Genomic DNA, 19,841 nt, shown 5'->3' with positions numbered 1-19,841 from the left:
ATGGAACGCAGCTTCGTCGCCAAGAACCCGTCCGTGCTGGTCTTTCTGGCCATCCTGTCATTGTTCACATTGGGCGTGACCATCCTGTCCGAAGGGTTCGGGATCGGAGTAATCTCAACCAGTTTCGTCAAAACATTGGGCAAGACCCTATGCCTGTGCCTGATCGCAGTGGCGATGGATCTGGTCTGGGGTTTCACCGGTATCCTGTCGCTGGGCCACTTCGCCTTCTTCGGGCTGGGCGGCTACATGATCGGCATGTGGCTGATGTACGAACGCACCCGCCTGATCGTGGTCGAGTCGTTGTCGCAGGCCGACATCCCGCCAACACCGTCCGAGGTCGTGGACGCCATCGGGACGCAGATTTTCGGCGTCGTCGGATCATCGGAATTCCCGCTGATCTGGGCATTTTCGCACAGTTTGGTTCTGCAGTTGGCGCTGATCGTGCTGGTGCCCGGTCTTCTGGCGCTGATTTTTGGCTGGTTGGCTTTCCGCAGTCGCGTTACTGGTGTGTACCTGTCGATCCTAACTCAGGCGATGACATTGGCCTTGGCGCTGTATCTGTTCCAAAACGACAGCGGTTTGCGTGGTAACAATGGGCTGTCGGGCTTGCAGAACTTGCCCGGCGTGACCGCCTCGCAGGACGTGGTGTCGATCTGGTTCCTCTGGGCTTCGGCATTGGCGCTGGGACTGGGTTACATGCTGGCGGCGTGGATCGTTTCGGGTAAGTTTGGCTCGGTCATCCGCGGCATCCGCGATAACGAGGCGCGGGTGCGGTTTCTTGGATATTCGGTCGAGGTTTACAAGCTGACCGTCTTCACCCTGACCGCCTGCATAGCCGCCATCGCGGGTGCGCTTTATTACCCGCAGGCAGGCATCATCAACCCCGAGGAGATGGCCCCCATCGCGTCTATCTATCTGGCCGTCTGGGTCGCCATCGGTGGGCGCGGGCGTCTCTATGGTGCCGTGATCGGTGCGGCCTTTGTAAGCCTGCTCAGCACCTGGTTCACCGGCGGGCAAGCGCCCAACATTCCGTTGGGTTTCTACACCGTCAAATGGGTCGACTGGTGGCAGGTGCTGCTGGGCGTCTCGTTCGTGCTGGTCACTCTGTTCGCTCCGCAAGGGATAGGCGGGTTATTCGACTTATGGAGCGACCGGCGACACCCGGATCGCCACGGTGCCAACCTGGGCCCCGATGACGGAGCGTTGCGTGAAAAGGAGGCCATTGAATGAGTACTCTGCTAGAGGTGAGCGGCGTCTCGGTCACTTTTGACGGTTTCCGCGCGATCAATAACTTGTCGTTCCAAATTGGTGATGCCGAATTGCGCGCCGTAATCGGCCCTAACGGTGCAGGCAAGACCACGTTCATGGACATCATCACAGGTAAGACACGACCTGATGAGGGGCGGGTTATCTGGGGAAAGAAGTCCATTTCTTTGTTGGACATGACCGAGGCAAAAATCGCGCAGGCAGGGATCGGGCGGAAGTTTCAGAAACCAACCGTCTTCGAAGATCAGACCGTACAGGATAACCTGCTGATGGCACTTAAAAACAAACGTGGTTGGCTGGGTGTGTTACTTTATCGCCCTTCGGCAAATGATCTGCAGAAAGTCAAAGATCTGGCCGCCGAAATTGGTTTGCATCAGGAACTAAGCCGCAAATCCGGTGAACTGAGCCATGGGCAGAAACAGTGGTTGGAAATTGGCATGCTGCTTGCACAAGACCCAAGTCTGCTATTGGTTGACGAACCCGCCGCGGGCATGACACCGCAAGAGCGTGAACACACTACAGACTTGCTTGTTCAGGCTGCAAAAACCCGCGCTGTTGTGGTGGTTGAGCATGACATGGAGTTTGTGCGGCGTCTGAACTGCAAGGTCACGGTTTTGCACGAAGGATCTGTTTTGGCCGAGGGCGGTCTTGATCACGTGACATCTAATCAGGACGTCATCGATGTCTACCTGGGGCGCTAAACAATGCTGAAGCTGACCGATCTGACTTTGCACTATGGGCACTCGCAAATTCTTAACGGGATTTCCATGGAAGCCAGGCAAGGTGAAGTGACCTGCGTCATGGGGACCAACGGTGTCGGGAAAACCAGCCTGATGAAGGCAATCTCGGGCACGCATCCGCGTTCCGGTGGAAAACTGGAGCTTAACGGGGAACAATTGGGTGTCTTACCTGCGCATCGGATGGCCTGGAAAGGTGTGGCCTATGTCCCGCAAGGGCGCGAGATATTCCCTTTGTTGACAGTTCGCGAGAATCTGGAAACTGGGTTCTCTTGCCTGCCTGTCAGTGAGCATTTCGTCCCGGATGAGATATTCGACCTGTTCCCGGTCCTCAAACAGATGCAGAACCGGCGCGGCGGTGACCTTTCCGGCGGCCAGCAGCAACAGCTGGCCATCGCGCGGGCGCTGATCACAAAGCCGAACCTGTTGCTGCTTGACGAGCCAACCGAAGGCATTCAACCGAACATCATCCAACAGATTGGCGAAGTGATCCGGCACCTCAGAACGACAAGTAGAATGGCAATTGTTCTGGTCGAGCAGTATTTCGACTTTGCCTATGACCTTGCTGACAGGCTTGTCGTGTTACGGCGTGGCGAAGTCATGATCAAAGGCACAAGAGATAACCTTACGCGTGATCAGTTGTTGCAGGCCGTATCCGTCTAGGGGGAATTTGATGAAACCCGTTGGTCAAATCGACAAAAGCCATTTCTTGAAAATTCTCACCGAGACTCGATCCTGATCGCTGGGTCGACAGACAAAGTAGAGCCCGCGATCCAGTGGAACATGGCTTTCGTCCAGACGGATCAGACGACCAAATTCCAAGTCTCTCGCCGCCAAGAGGTGTCTTGCCAATGCCACGCCCTGTCCGTCAATCGCGGCCTCCAAAAGCACAGCACTATCCACGTATTTGATGCTCTGCGAGTTGATCTGATCCGCGTTCAGACCAACTTGCGCGGCCCAGCTTTCCCAGCCGATGTTGAAGGCATCGTGCAACAATGGAAGATCGGTGATGTCAGTGGCAAGCATTGGCAGCTGTGTATTCTCGACAAGCGATGGCGCGGCTACGACGACCAGCTCCTCTTGTCTTATTTGCTCGTGATAAAGCCCGTCCCAACCCGGTTCTCCAAATCGCAGGGCTACATCAACCTCGGACGTATCGAAATCGGCAAAGGCATCATTTGTGTCCAGCAATAGCGCGATACCCGGATGTTCTTGTTGAAACGAACTTAGTAACGGCACAAGCCATTTGAGCGCCAATGATGTGGATAAAGACACTGTAATCGACTGGCGGTGATGTAATCGCTTCACCTCCATCACGCCCAACTGCAATGCAGAAAATGCCCCGCGTGTTGATTGGTGCAGGCGTTCGCCGGCTTTGGTCAATTCAACGCCGTTGGGGCGGCGATGAAAGAGTGTCACCCCAAGGTGCAGTTCCAGCAACTTTATTTGTCGGCTGATCGCTCCGTGGGTGACGTTCAGCACACCCGCTGCCTTGGTCAGGCTGGAATGGGTTGCAGTTTCGTCAAACGCCTGAAGGGCACGAAGGTGTCTGAGATTTTCCATCATGTGAGAAAATCTAACAGTAACGTGCCAAAAATTCGATAGCTGCGCTTAAATGTAAGAAGTTAGACTGATCTAAACACAAAAAATCTCACACTTTGCTTGCCTAAAGAAGGGAATTCCCATGCCCGAATCCAAAGTCGCGCTGATGACAGGTACAGGCCAAGGCATTGGCCGGGGCTGTGCGGTCGAAATGGCAAAAGCAGGCTACAAGGTCTCGCTGATGTCCCCGTCGAACCGCTCGGTCGAACTGGCCGAGGAGCTTGGGGGCATCGGCCGCCGCGGTTCTGTGCTGGATGTCGATGATCTGCAAGCAATGATCGACGACACCATGAGCGAATATGGGCGGATTGATGCAATCGTCAGCAACATGGGCCACGGCGGAACGGTGCCCGAAGCCATCAAAACGGTGGGATTCGACCCCGACTTTGACGGACCGCTTTTGGAGCTGAGCGATGAGTTGTGGCACGAAAGTCTGGACATGTATGTGCTGAACGTCGTCAAGATTGCTCGTATCGTCACGCCTATCTTGATTGAACAAGGCGGGGGCGCTTTCGTAAATATTTCGTCCATGAACACAATCGAACCACGTGCGCCCTATCCCATGAGCATGCTGCGCGGCGCTTTGCACAGTTTCTCAAAGCTCTATGGGGATCGCTATGCACGTTACAATATTCGAATGAATAACCTGCTGCCCGGCTTCTGCGAGAACGTAAACCTGTCCGAACGGGCCCGCCGTGAAATTCCCGCTCAGCGGTCAGCAACTTTTGAAGAGATTGGACAGGCTTGTGTCTTTCTTTCCAGCGAGGGAGCCCGGTATATTAACGGTCAGAGTATATTGTCCGACGGCGGGATGAACCGCGCGGTTCGGTAGCAACGAGGCAGAAATATGATTGTTAGGGCACTCAATGAAATCCTAGGTACAGATCGGGATGTTTCCGGTCCGGGTTGGAACAGCAGACGACTGTTGCTGGCATCTGATGGCATGGGGTTTTCGCTTACGGATACGATCATCAAAAAGGGTGAAATGCTTGAGCTTGAATACACCCATCATCTAGAGGCGTGTTACTGTATCGAAGGCAAAGGGCAGATAAAGACCTCAGGCGATGAAACCTGGCATTCGCTTGAGCCATTTACTCTTTATGCATTGGATCAACATGACCGGCACCTCGTTCGCGCAACAGACGCTGATTTGCGGCTTGTCTGCGTCTTCAATCCGCCACTCAGCGGGCGCGAAGTGCATCGCAAAGACGGAAGCTATGCGCCGACTGAATCCTGATGAGGGCAGGGACGAACCACCGAAGGACGCCTATTGCTGTAGGCAATCTTATGTATGGAAACCTGGCGCGTTCAGTCAGTCTTGTGACTGCAACACAAGAAGGAAAGCGCAAACCTTGTCGGGTACCCCAAGCTAAAGTGGCCAGACAGGCACAGTGTCGCAAGCTTCATTGATATAACCGGGCGCCACTAAGGTCGAAATGTTTGGGGAACATTGCCCTCAGGAACCGAAAGACAATTCGCATTGCTTCGTCGCGATCAAAGGAATCCGGGTGAAGCAGGTAGTCAGTCCACATGCCTTCCAACATGGCGAGCGTGCCGTGAGTGGCGTCGCGCGCAACTTGATTTGGGTGTTCGATTTCAGTCTCTTTCGCTATGCGGGCGAACGCGTTGAAGATCAGTTTCCGAAGCTTTGCATCGCGGGTATCTGAAAACGCAGCGATTGCCGCTCTGTTCCTGGCCTCACCTCGAAACGCGTACCATATTGCGACGTTTTTCTTATTGAGAATGGCTTCGCTCAAGTCACCCCGAACGATCATCTCAATATGTTCCTGGCCTGTTTGTCCGGTCGTTTCCAGCATGGCATAAATGCCATTGTAATATTGCTCGGACGAATAGCGCGCAGCTTCGTCGACAAGGTTGTCCTTACCCCCGAAATGAAGGTGAATCATGCCGCGGGATAAATCGGCGCGTTGAATGATTTCGCTGACCGACGTCTCGGAAATCCCCTTTTCTGCGACCGAGTCGAGTACCGCCTCGATCAGTGATAGGCGGTTTCGTTCTCGAATTTCTTGTCGTCTTCCAGTCATCTGATCAGGTGGTTTTGTTTGTTTTCAGTCTCTTGCGGGTTCTTTTAATGGCCTTTGGGAAATTGGCCAGCCCCGGTTGTGAAAATATCAGTTGACACAGCTAGCCCTAAAATTCCAGATTTAAATGGACGATTGTCCATTTTGTGATCGATATTGTCGCGCCACCGAAAGCAAAGTTCAGCAGGGAAGCATGGCTGGAGTCATACGAAGTGAAACGGGCAAGGGCCTGGCACTGAGCGCGCCTGCGACGCTCTATGTCGGTCTGCTTGTGGCCGTGCCCCTGTGCATTCTTGTCGCCTACAGCTTTTGGACCCAGACCTATGTCGAGATTGACCGCACGCTGACATGGGCGAATTACCAAGAGGCGTTCACCGATCCGTTGGTCCGGCATCTTATGATCCGATCGGTTGCGATTGCGGGGGCGGTGACGCTGGCAACAGTCAGTCTGGCCTATCCGATTGCTTACTTCATCGCATTTCGGACGCAGAAAAAGACCCTCTGGCTATTGCTGATCACCATTCCTTTTTGGAGCAGCTACCTGCTGCGGGTGTTCAGTTGGAAACTGATCCTAGGCTTTAATGGGGTGATGAATTCGGCCCTTATTTCGCTGGGGCTGATTCAGGAACCACTGACCTTCCTGCTCTATAATGAATTCGCCGTTGTCCTTACACTTGCACATGCATGGGCGCCATTTGCGATCCTGCCGATTTACGTGTCGCTGCAAAAGATCGACCGCAGCTTGTTAGAGGCCGCAACCGATCTCGGTTGCAGCAAGCTGGAACGGTTTGTGCGCGTGACTTTGCCCCTAACGGTACCGGGGATCATCGCCGCCTGCTTGATCATCTTCATCCCCACAGTGGGCGACTACGTCACGCCGGCCCTGGTCGGTGGATCGCAGGGGAAAATGGTGGCCAATTTAATCCAGGTTCAGTTTGGCGCGGCCAATAATTGGCCCTTGGGTGCAACCCTGTCTCTGCTTGCCATGCTTTCAGTTGGCTGCGTCGCGATCCTGTTCGTGGTGGTCGTCACCGCTGTGGGGCGGAGGATCAGATGACCAAGGCCATTCGTATCCCATGGTTGCTTGTTTACGCGATCGCCTACCTGGTGTTTCTCTACCTGCCGGTTCTGCTTTTGCCGCTGTTTTCGTTCAATGACGGAACCATCGTGGCCTTCCCTTTAAAGGGTTTTACGTTGAAATGGTACGCGCAGTTGGGTCAGCAGGACACGCTGCTTCAAGCGATGGTGAACTCGCTGATCGTTGGCAGCGTGACTGCCTTGATGGCGACGTCTCTGGGCCTTTTCGCTGCGCGCGCCTATGTCCGGTACCGGTTCAAAGGGCGGGAATTCTCCGAAGGTCTGGTCATGCTCCCGCTGGTCGTTCCCGGTATTATCGTTGCCAGTTCCATGCTGGTGCTGTTCATCAGCGTCGGGCTGAAGCCATCGCTGACGACAGTGATCCTTGGCCATGTCTTTGTGGCCTTGCCCTTTGCCGTGTCGATCATGAAATCGGCCTTTGACGATTTCGACCAGTCGTTGGAAGAGGCCGCGTTTGATCTGGGCGAAAGCGTTGTGGGAACCTTTCGGCGTGTCACCCTACCAATCGTTGCACCGGGCATCATCGCCAGTCTTTTGGTCACGTTCACCGTGTCATTCGACGAGTTTGTTCTGGCCTTCTTCCTGTCCGGCAACAGCCCGACATTGCCGGTCTATATCTGGAGCCAGATCCGCTTTCCGGCAAAGCTGCCTAATACACTGGCGCTGGGGTCGCTGCTTTTGCTGTCCTCGGTTCTGCTGCTGTTGATTGCCGAATATTTTCGCCGCCGTTCCATCCAATCCACAGATTGAAGCCAAAGGAAACCAACCTGATGAGCGAACAGAACATCATCGAAATACAGGGCGTCGAAAAACGCTTTGGTTCCTTTGTGGCCGTGTCCGACCTGAACCTGACCTTGAAAGAGGGCGAGTTCTTTTCGCTGCTTGGGCCTTCGGGCTGCGGAAAGACAACGGCCTTGCGCATCATCGCGGGGTTTCAGGATCACGAAGAGGGCGAAATCCGGATTGACGGACGGACGATGGGCGAGGTGCCCGCCAACAAGCGGCCCACCAACATGGTGTTCCAAAGCTATGCGATCTTTCCGCATCTGAATGTGGGTGACAATGTCGGGTTCGGCTTGCGAAAGACAAAGCTGTCGCGAAATGAAATCAAGGAACGCGTTGCCGAGGCGCTTGAGATGGTGGAACTCGGCGGCTTGCAAGACCGCAAGGCCAATGAGTTGTCAGGTGGGCAACGGCAGCGTGTGGCGCTTGCCCGCGCATTGGTCATGCGACCCAAGGTGTTGCTGCTGGATGAACCATTATCCGCGCTGGACAAAAACCTGCGCGAAGCGATGCAATTGGAAATGCGCCGCCTGCAGCAAAAGCTTGGCATTACCTTCGTCATGGTCACGCATGACCAGTATGAGGCGATGACCATGTCCGACCGGATCGGGGTCATGTTTGCTGGGCAGCTCAAGCAAGTCGACAAGCCCGAGGTTCTGTATTCCCAACCTTGCAACCGAGAAGTGGCCTCTTTCATCGGCGGGATGAACTTTCTGAATGCCGAAGTGACTGCTGAGAACGCCGACACGCTGGACGTGAATGTTCAAGGGTTTGGCTCGATGACTATTGGGGTGAACCCCAACGTTCAGGTGCATGACATGGATCTATTGGTCGGCGTTCGCCCCGAGCAATTGGAGATCAGCGCAGAAAAACCGGATGGGTACGACGCGCATGTTCAGGGCAAGGTGTCGGACGTCGCCTTCTATGGCGAAAGCGTCCACTATTATGTGCGCGTCGACGGGTTGCCGGAAAGCATCGCCGTTGCAGTGCCAAACTACTTTCACACAGTTGATCACAGCCGCGACGATACCGTCTGGCTTGGGGTTCAAAGCGCCTCGGTGATCGACTTGGGCAAACGTGAATCTTTGGGAGGAGACACATGAATAAAACAGCATCACTTACGGCAGCAGTGGTTGCCACCTTCACAGCAAGCCAAGCTTTGGCCGACGCGGCTGATCTGACCGTTTTCGACTGGTCCGGATATGAGGATCAGGGATTCTTTGGTGATTACGTCGAAAAATACGGCGGGCCGCCCAGCTACACTTATTTCGGCAGCGTGGAAGAGGCTTTCACCAAACTTCAATCCGGGTTTGAGGCCGATCTGGCCCATCCGTGTACGGACGCCCTGAGAAAATGGGTCGCAGCGGATATGATCAAGCCGATTGACACCAGCAAGCTGGAAAACTGGGACAAACTGATGCCCAAGATCAAAGAGGTCGATGGTATCACGATCGACGGGCAGACCTATATGGTACCCTTCGAATGGGGGAACACTGGCCTGATCTACCGCACCGACATGATTTCGGCTGATGATGTTTCGCTGCAATTGTTGTTAGACCCGGCCTATCAGGGCAAGGTTGCCGTTCCGGATGCAGCCTCCAGCGCGTTCGCCATGGCTGCACTGGCAACTGGTGCCTCAAGCTATTCCGATATGAGCGAAGAGGAGTTCCAGAAGGCGGCGGATTACCTGCGGGCAATTCATCCCAATGTACGTTTCTACTGGTCTGATGCAGGTCAACTGGATCAAGCCATTGCCAGTGGTGAGGTGACCCTGGGTTGGGGCTGGAACCAATCGGAGTTGAACCTGATTTGGAACGAAACCCCGGCAGTCATGATGCGTGATGTGGACAAAGGCATCGCCACCTGGGTCTGTGGTTACGTGCATCTGAAGTCTGCCAAACAGTCCGATGAACAGGTCTACGACATGCTCAACGCGCTCAGCTCGGCCGCCAGCGGTAAGTATATCATCGAAAGCTGGGGTTATGCCCATGCCAATGAAGACGCATTTGCGCAAGCTGATCCAGAGTTGATTGAGACCTACGGGTTCTCGGACGTGGACAGCTTCTTTGACGGCAGCCTGTTCTTCGACGCGGTCAATCCTGAGATTGAAGCGAAGATGTTGAAGGAGTTCGAGCGCATCAAAGCGGGCTTTTAGAACCATCTAACTACACAATTGGGATTGGCGGTGCCTTAGAAAGCCCGCCGATCCCACAGAACCATTTCCAATTCTTCTGGAGGAAGCGCGGCAATGTCAGGCGCTGACGGATATTCTGTTCTCTTTGAACCGGTTCAGATCGGGCCAGTGACGGCCAAAAACCGGTTTTATCAGGTGCCCCACTGCAATGGTATGGGACATCTGCGACCGCAGGCCGAAGCTGCCATGCGGGCAATGAAGGCCGAGGGTGGTTGGGCCGTAGTGTCCAATCAGGAGACGGAAATTCATCCCACTTCAGATTTGTCCCCATATGCGGAAAACCGACTATGGGACGAACGGGATATTCCAGCGCTGCGCCTGATGACTGATGCAGTTCATGCCAAGGGTTCGTTGGCGGCCATTGAATTGGCACATAACGGCCACCATGCGCAGAACCACCTGAGCCGCGCGCCTTTGCTAGGCCCGTCAGAACTTGCCTTGCAAACAGCGTATCCCAAACAGGCTCGGGCGATGGATAAGTCGGACATTCGCGAGTTTCGCAAGTGGCACCGCGCGGCGGCGCGGCGGTCGCGCGAGGCGGGCTTTGACATCGTGTATGTTTATGCCGGTCATCACATGACCCTGCCGCATCATTTTCTGCTGCCTCAGTTCAATGACCGAACGGATGAATACGGAGGCTCGTTGGAGAACCGGGTGCGCTTAACCCGAGAGCTTCTGGAAGAAACCAGAGAAGAGGTCGGGGATGAGTGTGCTATCGCCTTGCGTTTCGCAGTTGATGAAATGCTGGGATCAGACGGGATGCAGGCGCAGGAAGAAGGCCGTGCCGTAGTCGAATTGCTGGCAGACCTGCCAGACCTATGGGACGTCAACGTCGCGGACTGGAGCAATGACTCGGCGACGACACGTTTTGAGCCCCGCGACGGTTTTCAAACCTCATACATTGAATTCGTCAAACAGGTGACGTCCAAGCCTGTTGTGGGTGTCGGGCGTTTCACGTCTCCGGACTTGATGGTGTCACTTGTCAGGAAAGGTATCCTTGATTTCATCGGCGCAGCGCGACCATCCATTGCCGACCCGTTTCTTCCCAACAAAATAAAGGAAGGTCGGATCGAGGAAATTCGCGAGTGTATTGGCTGCAATATCTGTGTGTCCTCCGACGCGCTGGGCGTTCCTATCCGATGTACTCAAAACCCGACGATGGGGGAGGAGTGGCGCCGGAAATGGCATCCTGAAATCATAGAGAGCCGAGGAAAAGAAGAAGCGGCGCTTGTTGTCGGCAGCGGTCCCGCCGGGCTTGAATGCGCCATGCAATTGGCGCGTCGGGGCTATGACGTAACCTTGGCCGAAGCCAAGCAAGAGCTTGGGGGGCGCGTGTTGCAAGAATCCGGTCTGGCCGGGCTATCCGCATGGAGGCGCGTGACAGATCACAGGATCTATGACTTGCAGCAACGCGGGAACGTGCAACTGTTCACCGACAGTTCCTTGTCAGCAAGCGAGGTTATCGAGTTGGGCATTCCGAATGTCTTTCTGGCAACTGGCGCGTCATGGCGGCGAGACGGTCGCGGGAAGTCTGCGTTCCGGGGCGTATCGATAGAGGTAGGTTCACAAGTATTCACTCCGGACGACATCATGTCAGGGGTAATGCCGGGGGATGGCCCGATTATGGTCTACGATGATGATCAGGCCTATCTCGGTGGTGTGTTGGCGGATCATCTGGCGCAGGCCGGGCGAGAGGTCGTCTTTGTAACCCCGGCCTCGATGGTTTCACCTTTCACTGAATTGACCTTGGAACAGGTCAAAGTGCAACGCGGCTTGTTGGAAAAAGGTGTTCGGCTGGTGTTGTCCCAGACCCTGGTCGAAATCACGCCCGGAATGGCGAAAGTTCAATGCGCCTATACCGGACGCGAACAAAGCGTCGAGTGCGCATCAGTTGTTTTGGTCACGCAGCGCGCGCGAGAGACTGCCCTTTATGAGGAACTGCGAAATTTGCCCGACAAGCCACTGACAAGTCTGGAACTGATCGGTGATGCGGCAAACCCCGGTTTGATCGCTGACGCTGTATATTCGGGCCACATGGCAGCCAGGAATTTTGAACGCGACGCGGGCGACATCGACCGTGAATTTTTCCGTCGGGAAATCGTTTCCCTTGAATCTGCATGAGGTGCGCTATGCCAAAAGATGACTTGCAAGTAATGCGCGACTTGATGGAAGCGCAGCGGGAAGGGTTCGCCTTGCCGCGCCATTTCTATACGTCTCAGGCAGTATACGAAAACGATATCAGCACGTTCTGGAATCGCAACTGGATCTGGGTCGGACATATCAGCCAGATTGCCGAGCCGGGCGACTATTTCCTGTTCGACTACGGACCTGAATCCATCATCATCGTTCGGGATCGCGAGGGTGAGGTGCGCGCGCATCAAAATGTTTGCCGACACCGGGGATCGCGCGTTTGCATTGAACAGAAAGGCAAGGCGCGAAACTTCATCTGTCCCTATCACGCGTGGACCTTTGACCTGAACGGTAAGCTCAGAAACGGGCGGTCAATGGGGGCGGATTTTGACCCGGGCCAGTACGGTTTGTTTCCGGTTCAGGTAAAGATATTTCAGGGTCTGATTTTTGTTTGCCCGTCCGAAGACGCGCCGCCGCTGGACGCCGCTTTGGATAGGCTGGCCCCGCTGTCAAAGCCGTTCGGTTTTGAGAATCTGAAGATTGCCCATGAGGCCTCATACCCGGTTCCGGCGAACTGGAAGCTTGCTCTGGAGAATTACTTGGAATGTTATCACTGCGCGCCATCTCATCAGGACTATTCGCGCAGTCATTCCTTGAAAGATCCGGCCCAGGTTCTTGAGTTCAGCGGGGCCCTGCACGAGCGGATGAAAGAAGCCGGGGTTCCCCTCGAGGAGCTTGATCTGACTGGAGAAAACGCAGTCGCACCGGGCGCAGATGTCTATTGGCGGCGTTACCCACTGTTCCCCGGCTACTTGACCGGCAGCAAGGATGGCGCGCCCTTGGCGCCGCCATTGGGTGAGCTGAAATCCCAAGACGGCGGGGCCACCGATCTGGGGATCGGTACGCTAAACTATTTCCTCGTTTATGCCGATCACGTGGTCGGGTATCGGTTCGTGCCGCGTGCTCTGCAAGACACCGATATTCAGATCGTCTGGTACGTACGCGGCGACGCCGAAGAGGGGCGCGACTATGACAAGGATACCCTGACATGGCTGTGGCATGTCACGTCGCTCGATGACGAACGGATCATCCGGCACAATCAGGAAGGCGTGAACTCGCACCATTTCGTCCCCGGGCCATTGTCCGAGATGGAATGGAGCATTTCGGGCTTCTATCGCAACTACTTCAGCATGATCTGAGACGCGCAAAATTCGGAGAAAGAACATGACAGAGCTAACGCAGCGCAGATCAAGACGGCGCGGGGGCGGGCGTGAGGCACGCGCAGCCGTGCGAACCAGCAACGCAGCCTCGCAAGCAATCTGGCCGGGTATTTCGGGTGGGCGATACAAGCCCCTGTCAGACGCGGACATGTCGCGCATTCACGAGGCCGCGCTTAGCATTCTGGAACGCACAGGCGTGGGGGACCCAACGCAGGAAGTTCTCGATCTTGTGGTGCCAAAAGGGGCGACATTGAACGCGCACGGCAGGTTGTGCTTTCCTCGCGCCTTGATGGAAGATCTGTTGGCCAAAGCCGCCAGTGAATTCTTTGTCCATGCACGCGGATCGCGGGCCGGTAAGGACGACATGCACTGCACCAAGGACAAGGTGTATTACGCAAATTCCGGCACGGCGGTGACAACCTTTGATGCCGAGACTCGCAGTTACAGGCCATCAACGCTTAAGGATATTTACGACTTCACCCGCTTGGTCGACCGGCTCGATAATATTCACATGACCGGTGACACGGTTTTGGCGACGGATGTGCCACAGGATTATGAGCATGACATGAGCATGCTCTACGCCATTCTGGCAGGCAGCGAAAAACCTTCCTGCCTGACCTTCAGAACCCGCGAGCACATTCAGGATGCGATCCATCTGTTCGATCTGGCATCGGGTGGCGAGGGCAAGTTCCTTGAAAAGCCCTCGGTCATCTTTGGAGGCTGTCCCATCGTATCCCCGCTTAGGTTCGGGCGCGAAAATCTGGAGATCTTGATCGATACGGCGAAGATGGGGCTGGTGTGCGATCTTGCCGTTCCCCCACAGGCCGGGGCGACTTCGCCGGCGCCTTTGGCAGGAACCTTAGCGCAAGCGGTTGCTGAGACCTTGTCTTGCGTCGCTATTGCGAACCTCATCAATCCGGGCACTCCGGTCGTTTTTGCAGCTTGGCCTTTCATCACCGACTTGCGTACTGGGTCCTTTACTGGCGGCAGTGGCGAACAGGCGTTAATTTCAGCTGCGGCCATCCAGATGGGCAATTTCTATAACCTGCCGACCAGTGTTGGGTGTGGTATGACGGATTCTAAAATCCCGGATGCGCAATACGGTTTGGAAAAGGCACTGACCTTTGCTTTGGCGGCGCATGCCGGTGCCAACAGGCTCTGCGAATTTGGCGGTATGCTTGGCAGTCTGATGGGCTGCAGCTTTGAGTCTATGGTCATCGACAACGAGGCCGCGGGCATGATCTCGCGAACGCTGCGCGGGATTGAGGTGAGCGACGACACGCTTTCGGTCGACGTTATCCATGAATGCGCAATTGATCCTGGTCATTTCCTTGGTAACGCGCAGACCCTGCAATATATGGAGACGGAATATGTCTACCCGACCCTGCTGGATCGGGAACTGACCGATACTTGGGAAAAGGCAGGTCGACAGGACATGTTTGAGCGGAGTCGGTCGGTGGTCAACGACATCCTATCCAATCACTATCCGAACTACTTTGGCAGCAAGGCTGATGCAGAGGTGCGGGCCAAGTTTCCGATTAAATTACCGCCTGAGGCGATGCAGGCGGGTTGAGGACAGCGGAAGGCGATGCGGTATTGAAACTTGTAAAATAGTGATGCCGCATCAAGACGGCTTCTAAGCCTTAAACGCACCCTGCTGTGTCAGGTCTTCAGTCGCCAACCGAATACCTTTCTCAAGGATATCGAACATCCGGTTCAACTCGCCTTCCGTGATGATCAGCGGTGGGGAAAACACGCACATGTTGATGATCGGTCGCAGGATCAGCCCGTTTTCCTGGCAATGCTGGTCAATCAATGCGCCAACAGACTTATCAAGGTCCAAAAGATTATCAGCATTAGCATCGGCAACGCATTCGACGCAGCCAACCAGCCCCATACCTCGGGCGTCACCCACAAGCGGCAAGGCCGCCAGAGCCTGAAGGCGTTCTTCGAACAGCGGCGTAAGCGCGCGGACATGTTCCAGAATACCGTCGCGCTCCATGATTTCTATGGTTTTCAAACCAGCTGCCGCGCTTACCGGGTGGCCCGAATAGGTGAACCCGTTTGAAAACGTAGCCTCCTGTGCGTTCTCACCGCTCACATCTTCGATCAGTCGATCAGAGATGATGCAGGCCCCCATGGGGACATAGCCAGACGTCATACCTTTGGCACAGGTGATGATATCTGGTTGAATACCAAAGACATCTTCGGATGCAAACCAATGCCCAAGCCGCCCAAATCCAGTCACAACCTCATCTGAAATATACAGGACATCGTATTTCCGGCAGATATCCAAGCAGCGCTGATGATACCCCTGCGGAGGCACGATGACCCCACCAGAACATAGGATCGGTTCAGCGATGAAAGCCGCGACCTTGTCAGGGCCGGTTTCCAGGATCATGTTCTCTAGATCAGCGATTTTTTCGTTTAGAAAATCTTCAACGGTTTGATCGGCGCGGCGCGTGTACGGGTTCACATTCGGCAGGAAGCGCGTCAGGTGAGAGGCTTGGTCCAACCACCCTTTGTCGCGCTCTTTTCCAGATACTGAGGCCGCCAAATAAGTCGAACCGTGATAGGCCTTTTGCCGCGATATCACGATCTTTTTTTCAGGTTTGCCAAGCAGGTTATTGCGGAACTGCACAAACCGCAGGGCGCTATCAACGGCTGTTGAGCCGCCGGTTGTAAAGAACACATGGTTCAGGTCACCCGGCGTTCTTTTGGCGATCTCATGTGCCAGCCGGGCTGGGGCCGAGTTGGCGTTGTTGAAGGGCGAAAAATACGCCATCTCTTTCGCTTGCTGGGCCATCGCATCTGCAATTTCAGCGTTCCCATAGCCCAATTGAACGCACCACATCCCCGCAGGCCCATCTATCAAGCGTTTTCCGTCCTCTGTCACGATGTGAACGCCTTGGCCACTTTCGGCAAAGGTCCGTTCATTTTGGCCAAGGAATGACATCCCTTCCCACGGATGCAGGAAGTGTTCGTTGTCCCAGTCACGTACGGGCTGAAAGTCGGAGTTGAACAGAGTCATGGGGCACCTTGATGTAACATATATCACAAAATGAACAAACATTCATTCAATGTCAATCCTTGAACTTTCGCTTCACTAGATGCGAGAAAGCAAAGGCGAGTAACCCAGCGAAGGAAAATCAAGATTACTCTCGAGGCCGATACTCCGACCAATGCCCGCGATCTGAGTAAGTTGCAGAACCGACAGCAGCTGATTCAGGCGGCTGCGGATGCCATCCATAAATACGGTATTCGCGGTACGACCTCGGCCAGAATCCAGGAGCTGTCAGGACTGTCGAGGGGGATGGTGAACCTGCACTTTGGTTCCAAAGAGAAACTGCTGCTTGCCGTGGCCGAGGAATTGTCGGCGCGCTATGCCGGGCAGTGGAAAGCAATCGCGGACAGTCCGGAATTAGGCCCTGCGGACAAGTTAATCTCAATCCTCAAGGCGGATTTCGACCCTTTGGTCCTGAATGCACGGGACGTTGCGATCTGGTTTTCATTTCGGGCCGAAGCTCTCTCGAACCCCGACATATTTCCTTTCATCGACTCACGGGACAAAAGTTTCCGGGCAGTGATCCTTGAACTGTTGCAGCAAATCATAAGCGAAGGTGGGTACAAAGACGTAGACGCCAAACTTGCAACAGATGCATTGATTGCTTTGCTGGAAGGGCTCTGGACCGACTTCCATTTACACTCTGAGATTTTCAAACCCGAAGAGGCTTTGAAAATCTGCTTGTTTGTCTTGCAGTCGATGTTTCCAAGTCATTTTGATTTTAAATCGATATCTTAAATAGCGAGACGGCGCTTCTACGAGCCACCTCAGAATTGGACTCAGTGGAATAACTGGCGGCCTTCCAGGTCCCATCTTGCGCATATTCGTACTGCATTGCAGTAAGCCGACGTCAGTTCAATCGACCGTAAAAGGTCATGCGGGCACTCTCTGACAGTTCCACATCAGGTTCCGAGTTATAGGCCAACACGGCGAGCATTCTTGTCTTGTCACTCTCATTCGGTGAGACCCGGTGAATGGAGTTTCTACCGCGAAACAGAACCAGCGTTCCTTGATCCATGTTCAGGATTTGTGGCTTCAATTCTTTGTCCAGAACGGCCCTGACACCTTCATAGTTCATGTCGCCTGCGCTCGCGTCCCGCAGGTCCTTTACATATTCGAAACGGCTACCGGCGTCGGGTTTCTGGATCAGCAATGTGATTGCGAACGAGGAATTGTCGAAATGCCAACCGAGTTCTTGCCCTCGGGTTGCGTAGTGAATGTTAATTGACGACAGCGGATCGACATAAGGGTGCAGTTCAGTCTCGCCCGTGAGCTGCTTGATGAAGCTGTGGAATAATGGGTCGTTATACAGAGTGCGCAGGGGCGATGTCGGTGACACCACGTCGTCGCAGATACATCCTTTGGATGACTCCACTTGCCGATTTGCCGGGTGTGATGCGTCAAACTCTGGATTTGGCGGCGTTAGGTAGACCGAGTGGCTTTGAGTGCAGAAATATGCCTGGTCTTGTCCCGTCAAAGCCTCGGCTTGCATCATTGCCAGTGCCTCGGGGCGGATAAATTCCTCAAGGACCAAGACACCGTTTTCATTCAGTGACGATCTTGCCTTCGTACCGAAATCTTCATTTCCCAGAGGGTAACGCCCAAAGTCGACGATGTCTGCAATATTCATGCCACTGACCCATTTAGCAAAAGCTTAGAACGGGTGGATTAAACCTTTTCTGACAGCGCGAGAAAAGCTGCATTTTCAGTGCGGCTTGTTTGCCTCCCAAGAACGAACCCAGGCGAATTCGGGTCGGGGGAACGTTTCAGCTTACTTGGAACGTCTCGGTACAGAATTGCCGCCCTTTGCCGCGGCAGCGCGTGCGCGGTTTTTCTTGCTGTTTGGCTTACCCTTGGGCGGCGGCGGGCCCTTTGGGCCGCGGTTTGGTTTTTTGCCTTTGCTGCTTAGGCTATCGCCATCGCGCTTGGGCTTAGTGTCGACTTTGGTTTTCTCAGGCGGCTTTGATGCCGTCTTTTTTCGCGCCTTCGCAGGCTGTGGATCGACAAGGCGAGGCGGTCTGCGCTCAGACTTTTGCGGGTCTCTCTTGCCTTTCACACCTCGTTTTGGGCCTGTCTTTGTCGGTTTCGAAAAGTCGGGGGCCGTGTCCAACCGCACGATGTCTTTTGTGCCCTCGACCTTCATCTCAGGTCCGATCGCGTCCAAAAATCCGGAAACGCTGCTCTCGCGAATTTCGATAAAGGTCACATCGTCAGCGATGCGGATCGCGCCGATATCGGATTTGGTGAGGTTCCCGGCCTTGCACACCATGGGAAGAACATAGCGCGGAGACGCGTTATCGTTGCGTCCTTCCGACAGCGAAAACCACACACTCGGGCCAAAAGGTGCCTCTGACTTTGTCCCTGTGGTTTTGACGTCGCTTAACTCTTCCGGAGCAGAATGCTGACGTTTGTATTGACGGACATAGGCCGCGGCGAGTTGTTCCGGCGAGAATCTGGCCACCAGTTCGTCGACCGATGTGCGCTCGCTCTCGACGAGATCCACCTGCCAGTCGTCCGAGCCGAACATCCGCTGTAGATCCTGTGCGTTGACTGCGTCTGCGGAAGGTGCCGGACCCCAATCAGCAGTCAGTTTGGCGAATTTCAACAGCCGTTGAGCCTTTTTGAACGAAGCCGGTGCGACGATCAGGGCGCTGACCCCTTTGCGCCCCGCGCGCCCGGTTCGACCTGAACGGTGCAGAAGAGTTTCGTGACTGTTGGGCAGTTCGGCATGGATCACCAGATCCAGATTCGGCAGGTCAATCCCGCGCGCGGCCACGTCGGTCGCCACACAGACGCGGGCACGCCCGTCGCGCATGGCCTGCAGGGCATTTGAGCGTTCGCTTTGGGTCAGTTCACCGGACAAAGCCACAACCGAGAACCCACGGTTCGACAAGCGGGCAGTCAGGCGTGCAACCATCGCACGTGTGTTGCAAAAGACGATGGCGTTCGGGGCCTCGTAATAACGCAGCACGTTGATGATCGCGTTTTCACCATCGCGCGGGGCCACATTCATTGCACGGTATTCGATATCGGCGTGTTGCGTCCGTTCACTGACGGTGCTTACACGCTCGGCATCCCGTTGATACCGGGTGGCAAGGGTGGCAATGGCGCGCGGAACCGTGGCGGAAAACAACAGTGTTTGGCGGTCTGTGGGCGTTTCGTCGAGAATGAACTCCAGATCCTCGCGGAACCCAAGGTCAAGCATTTCGTCGGCTTCATCCAAAACCACAGCGCGCACGGCCGTCAGATCAATCGACCCGCGCATGATATGATCGCGCAAACGCCCCGGTGTCGCGACCACGATATGCGCCCCACGTGACAGGGCCCGGCGTTCGTCGCGCATATCCATTCCGCCAACGCACGAGGCAATGAACACCCCCGCGTCGGCGTAAAGCCATCCCAATTCTCGTTTGACCTGCATTGCCAGCTCTCGCGTTGGCGCGATCACCAGTGCCAAAGGCGCGTCTGAGGTGCCAAAAACCTGCGCATCGCCCAAAATGGTCGGCGCGATGGCCAGGCCGAACCCGATGGTTTTTCCCGATCCTGTCTGTGCCGAAACCAGCAGGTCTTTTCCTTGCAATTCAGGTGCGGACACGGACTCCTGGACCGGGGTCAGGGTGTCATATCCTTTGCGCTTCAGCGCATCTGCGATTGTCTGTTTCATAGCTCGGCTCTCTTGGGTGATGCGGTCACCCTCAGAGCGTC

Annotated in this window: 18 protein-coding genes; 13 read left to right on the top strand and 5 right to left on the bottom strand. The window is 55.0% G+C overall.

Annotated elements, in window-relative coordinates; genetic code table 11:
* The 3 genes from urtC to urtE are packed head-to-tail and all read left to right on the top strand — an operon-like array spanning window position 1 to window position 2,666.
* Window positions 1-1,230, top strand: a complete 1,230-nt coding sequence (urtC, locus tag ACR0B0_RS15510) for an urea ABC transporter permease subunit UrtC (RefSeq protein ID WP_480648583.1) — start codon at window positions 1-3, stop codon at window positions 1,228-1,230.
* Window positions 1,227-1,967 (top strand): urea ABC transporter ATP-binding protein UrtD, encoded by a 741-nt coding sequence (urtD, locus tag ACR0B0_RS15505; RefSeq protein WP_480648581.1) that lies wholly within the window; start codon window positions 1,227-1,229, stop codon window positions 1,965-1,967. Before urtC ends, urtD begins: the two co-directional genes overlap by 4 nt.
* 3 nt (window positions 1,968-1,970) lie before the next feature.
* Window positions 1,971-2,666, top strand: coding sequence for an urea ABC transporter ATP-binding subunit UrtE (gene urtE, locus ACR0B0_RS15500; protein WP_480648579.1), 696 nt, complete (start codon window positions 1,971-1,973; stop codon window positions 2,664-2,666).
* A gap of 24 nt (window positions 2,667-2,690) precedes the next feature.
* Here the strand turns inward: urtE and ACR0B0_RS15495 are convergent, their stop codons facing one another.
* The gene (locus ACR0B0_RS15495; protein WP_480648577.1) at window positions 2,691-3,569 is read right to left on the bottom strand and encodes a LysR substrate-binding domain-containing protein; all 879 of its coding nucleotides are present in this window, start codon (window positions 3,567-3,569) and stop codon (window positions 2,691-2,693) included.
* 118 nt (window positions 3,570-3,687) lie between these two features.
* On the opposite strand from ACR0B0_RS15495, the gene ACR0B0_RS15490 reads away from it, so the two are divergent.
* Window positions 3,688-4,437, top strand: coding sequence for an SDR family oxidoreductase (locus ACR0B0_RS15490; protein ID WP_170350827.1), 750 nt, complete (start codon window positions 3,688-3,690; stop codon window positions 4,435-4,437).
* A 15-nt stretch (window positions 4,438-4,452) separates the two neighbouring features.
* Window positions 4,453-4,842 carry an ectoine synthase gene (locus tag ACR0B0_RS15485; RefSeq protein WP_170350828.1) on the top strand — a complete coding sequence of 130 codons (390 nt, stop codon included), beginning with the start codon at window positions 4,453-4,455 and terminating at the stop codon, window positions 4,840-4,842.
* A 166-nt stretch (window positions 4,843-5,008) separates the two neighbouring features.
* Here the strand turns inward: ACR0B0_RS15485 and ACR0B0_RS15480 are convergent, their stop codons facing one another.
* The gene (locus ACR0B0_RS15480; RefSeq protein ID WP_170350829.1) at window positions 5,009-5,650 is read right to left on the bottom strand and encodes a TetR family transcriptional regulator C-terminal domain-containing protein; all 642 of its coding nucleotides are present in this window, start codon (window positions 5,648-5,650) and stop codon (window positions 5,009-5,011) included.
* A gap of 190 nt (window positions 5,651-5,840) precedes the next feature.
* Here ACR0B0_RS15480 and ACR0B0_RS15475 point away from each other — a divergent pair, with 190 nt between their 5' ends.
* The 7 genes from ACR0B0_RS15475 (at window position 5,841) to ACR0B0_RS15445 (ending at window position 14,645) form a co-directional block, all read left to right on the top strand.
* Window positions 5,841-6,704: an ABC transporter permease gene (locus ACR0B0_RS15475; protein WP_480648575.1), complete on the top strand. Its 864-nt coding sequence runs from the start codon at window positions 5,841-5,843 to the stop codon at window positions 6,702-6,704.
* Window positions 6,701-7,495 (top strand): ABC transporter permease, encoded by a 795-nt coding sequence (locus ACR0B0_RS15470; RefSeq protein WP_170398019.1) that lies wholly within the window; start codon window positions 6,701-6,703, stop codon window positions 7,493-7,495. The genes ACR0B0_RS15475 and ACR0B0_RS15470 overlap by 4 nt, the downstream gene beginning before the upstream one ends.
* A gap of 20 nt (window positions 7,496-7,515) precedes the next feature.
* Complete coding sequence (locus ACR0B0_RS15465) at window positions 7,516-8,631, top strand: ABC transporter ATP-binding protein (RefSeq protein WP_170413612.1); 1,116 nt, start codon at window positions 7,516-7,518, stop codon at window positions 8,629-8,631.
* The gene (locus ACR0B0_RS15460; RefSeq protein WP_170413609.1) at window positions 8,628-9,683 is read left to right on the top strand and encodes an ABC transporter substrate-binding protein; all 1,056 of its coding nucleotides are present in this window, start codon (window positions 8,628-8,630) and stop codon (window positions 9,681-9,683) included. Before ACR0B0_RS15465 ends, ACR0B0_RS15460 begins: the two co-directional genes overlap by 4 nt.
* A 93-nt stretch (window positions 9,684-9,776) precedes the next feature.
* Window positions 9,777-11,843: an oxidoreductase gene (locus ACR0B0_RS15455; protein ID WP_480648573.1), complete on the top strand. Its 2,067-nt coding sequence runs from the start codon at window positions 9,777-9,779 to the stop codon at window positions 11,841-11,843.
* Between the two features lie 8 nt (window positions 11,844-11,851).
* Entirely contained in the window at window positions 11,852-13,051 is a 1,200-nt protein-coding gene (locus ACR0B0_RS15450) for an aromatic ring-hydroxylating oxygenase subunit alpha (RefSeq protein ID WP_170350835.1), read from the top strand.
* Between the two features lie 25 nt (window positions 13,052-13,076).
* Window positions 13,077-14,645, top strand: a complete 1,569-nt coding sequence (locus tag ACR0B0_RS15445) for a trimethylamine methyltransferase family protein (RefSeq protein ID WP_170350836.1) — start codon at window positions 13,077-13,079, stop codon at window positions 14,643-14,645.
* Between the two features lie 63 nt (window positions 14,646-14,708).
* On the opposite strand, the gene ACR0B0_RS15440 is transcribed toward ACR0B0_RS15445, so the two are convergent.
* Window positions 14,709-16,103 carry an aminotransferase gene (locus tag ACR0B0_RS15440; RefSeq protein WP_480648571.1) on the bottom strand — a complete coding sequence of 465 codons (1,395 nt, stop codon included), beginning with the start codon at window positions 16,101-16,103 and terminating at the stop codon, window positions 14,709-14,711.
* 171 nt (window positions 16,104-16,274) lie between these two features.
* Between ACR0B0_RS15440 and ACR0B0_RS15435 the strand changes: the two genes are divergently transcribed.
* A complete protein-coding gene (locus tag ACR0B0_RS15435) occupies window positions 16,275-16,874 on the top strand; it encodes a TetR/AcrR family transcriptional regulator (protein WP_170350838.1) in 600 nt (199 codons plus the stop codon).
* A 112-nt stretch (window positions 16,875-16,986) separates the two neighbouring features.
* On the opposite strand, the gene ACR0B0_RS15430 is transcribed toward ACR0B0_RS15435, so the two are convergent.
* Entirely contained in the window at window positions 16,987-17,766 is a 780-nt protein-coding gene (locus ACR0B0_RS15430) for a HalD/BesD family halogenase (protein ID WP_170350839.1), read from the bottom strand.
* Between the two features lie 141 nt (window positions 17,767-17,907).
* A complete protein-coding gene (locus tag ACR0B0_RS15425) occupies window positions 17,908-19,800 on the bottom strand; it encodes a DEAD/DEAH box helicase (protein WP_480648568.1) in 1,893 nt (630 codons plus the stop codon).
* Between the last annotated feature and the right edge of the window lie 41 nt (window positions 19,801-19,841).

The sequence above is a fragment of the Ruegeria sp. BA12 genome, assembly GCF_056539625.1.
The sequence above is the reverse complement of the archived record's forward strand: the minus strand, read 5'-3'. Positions and strand labels throughout refer to the sequence as shown.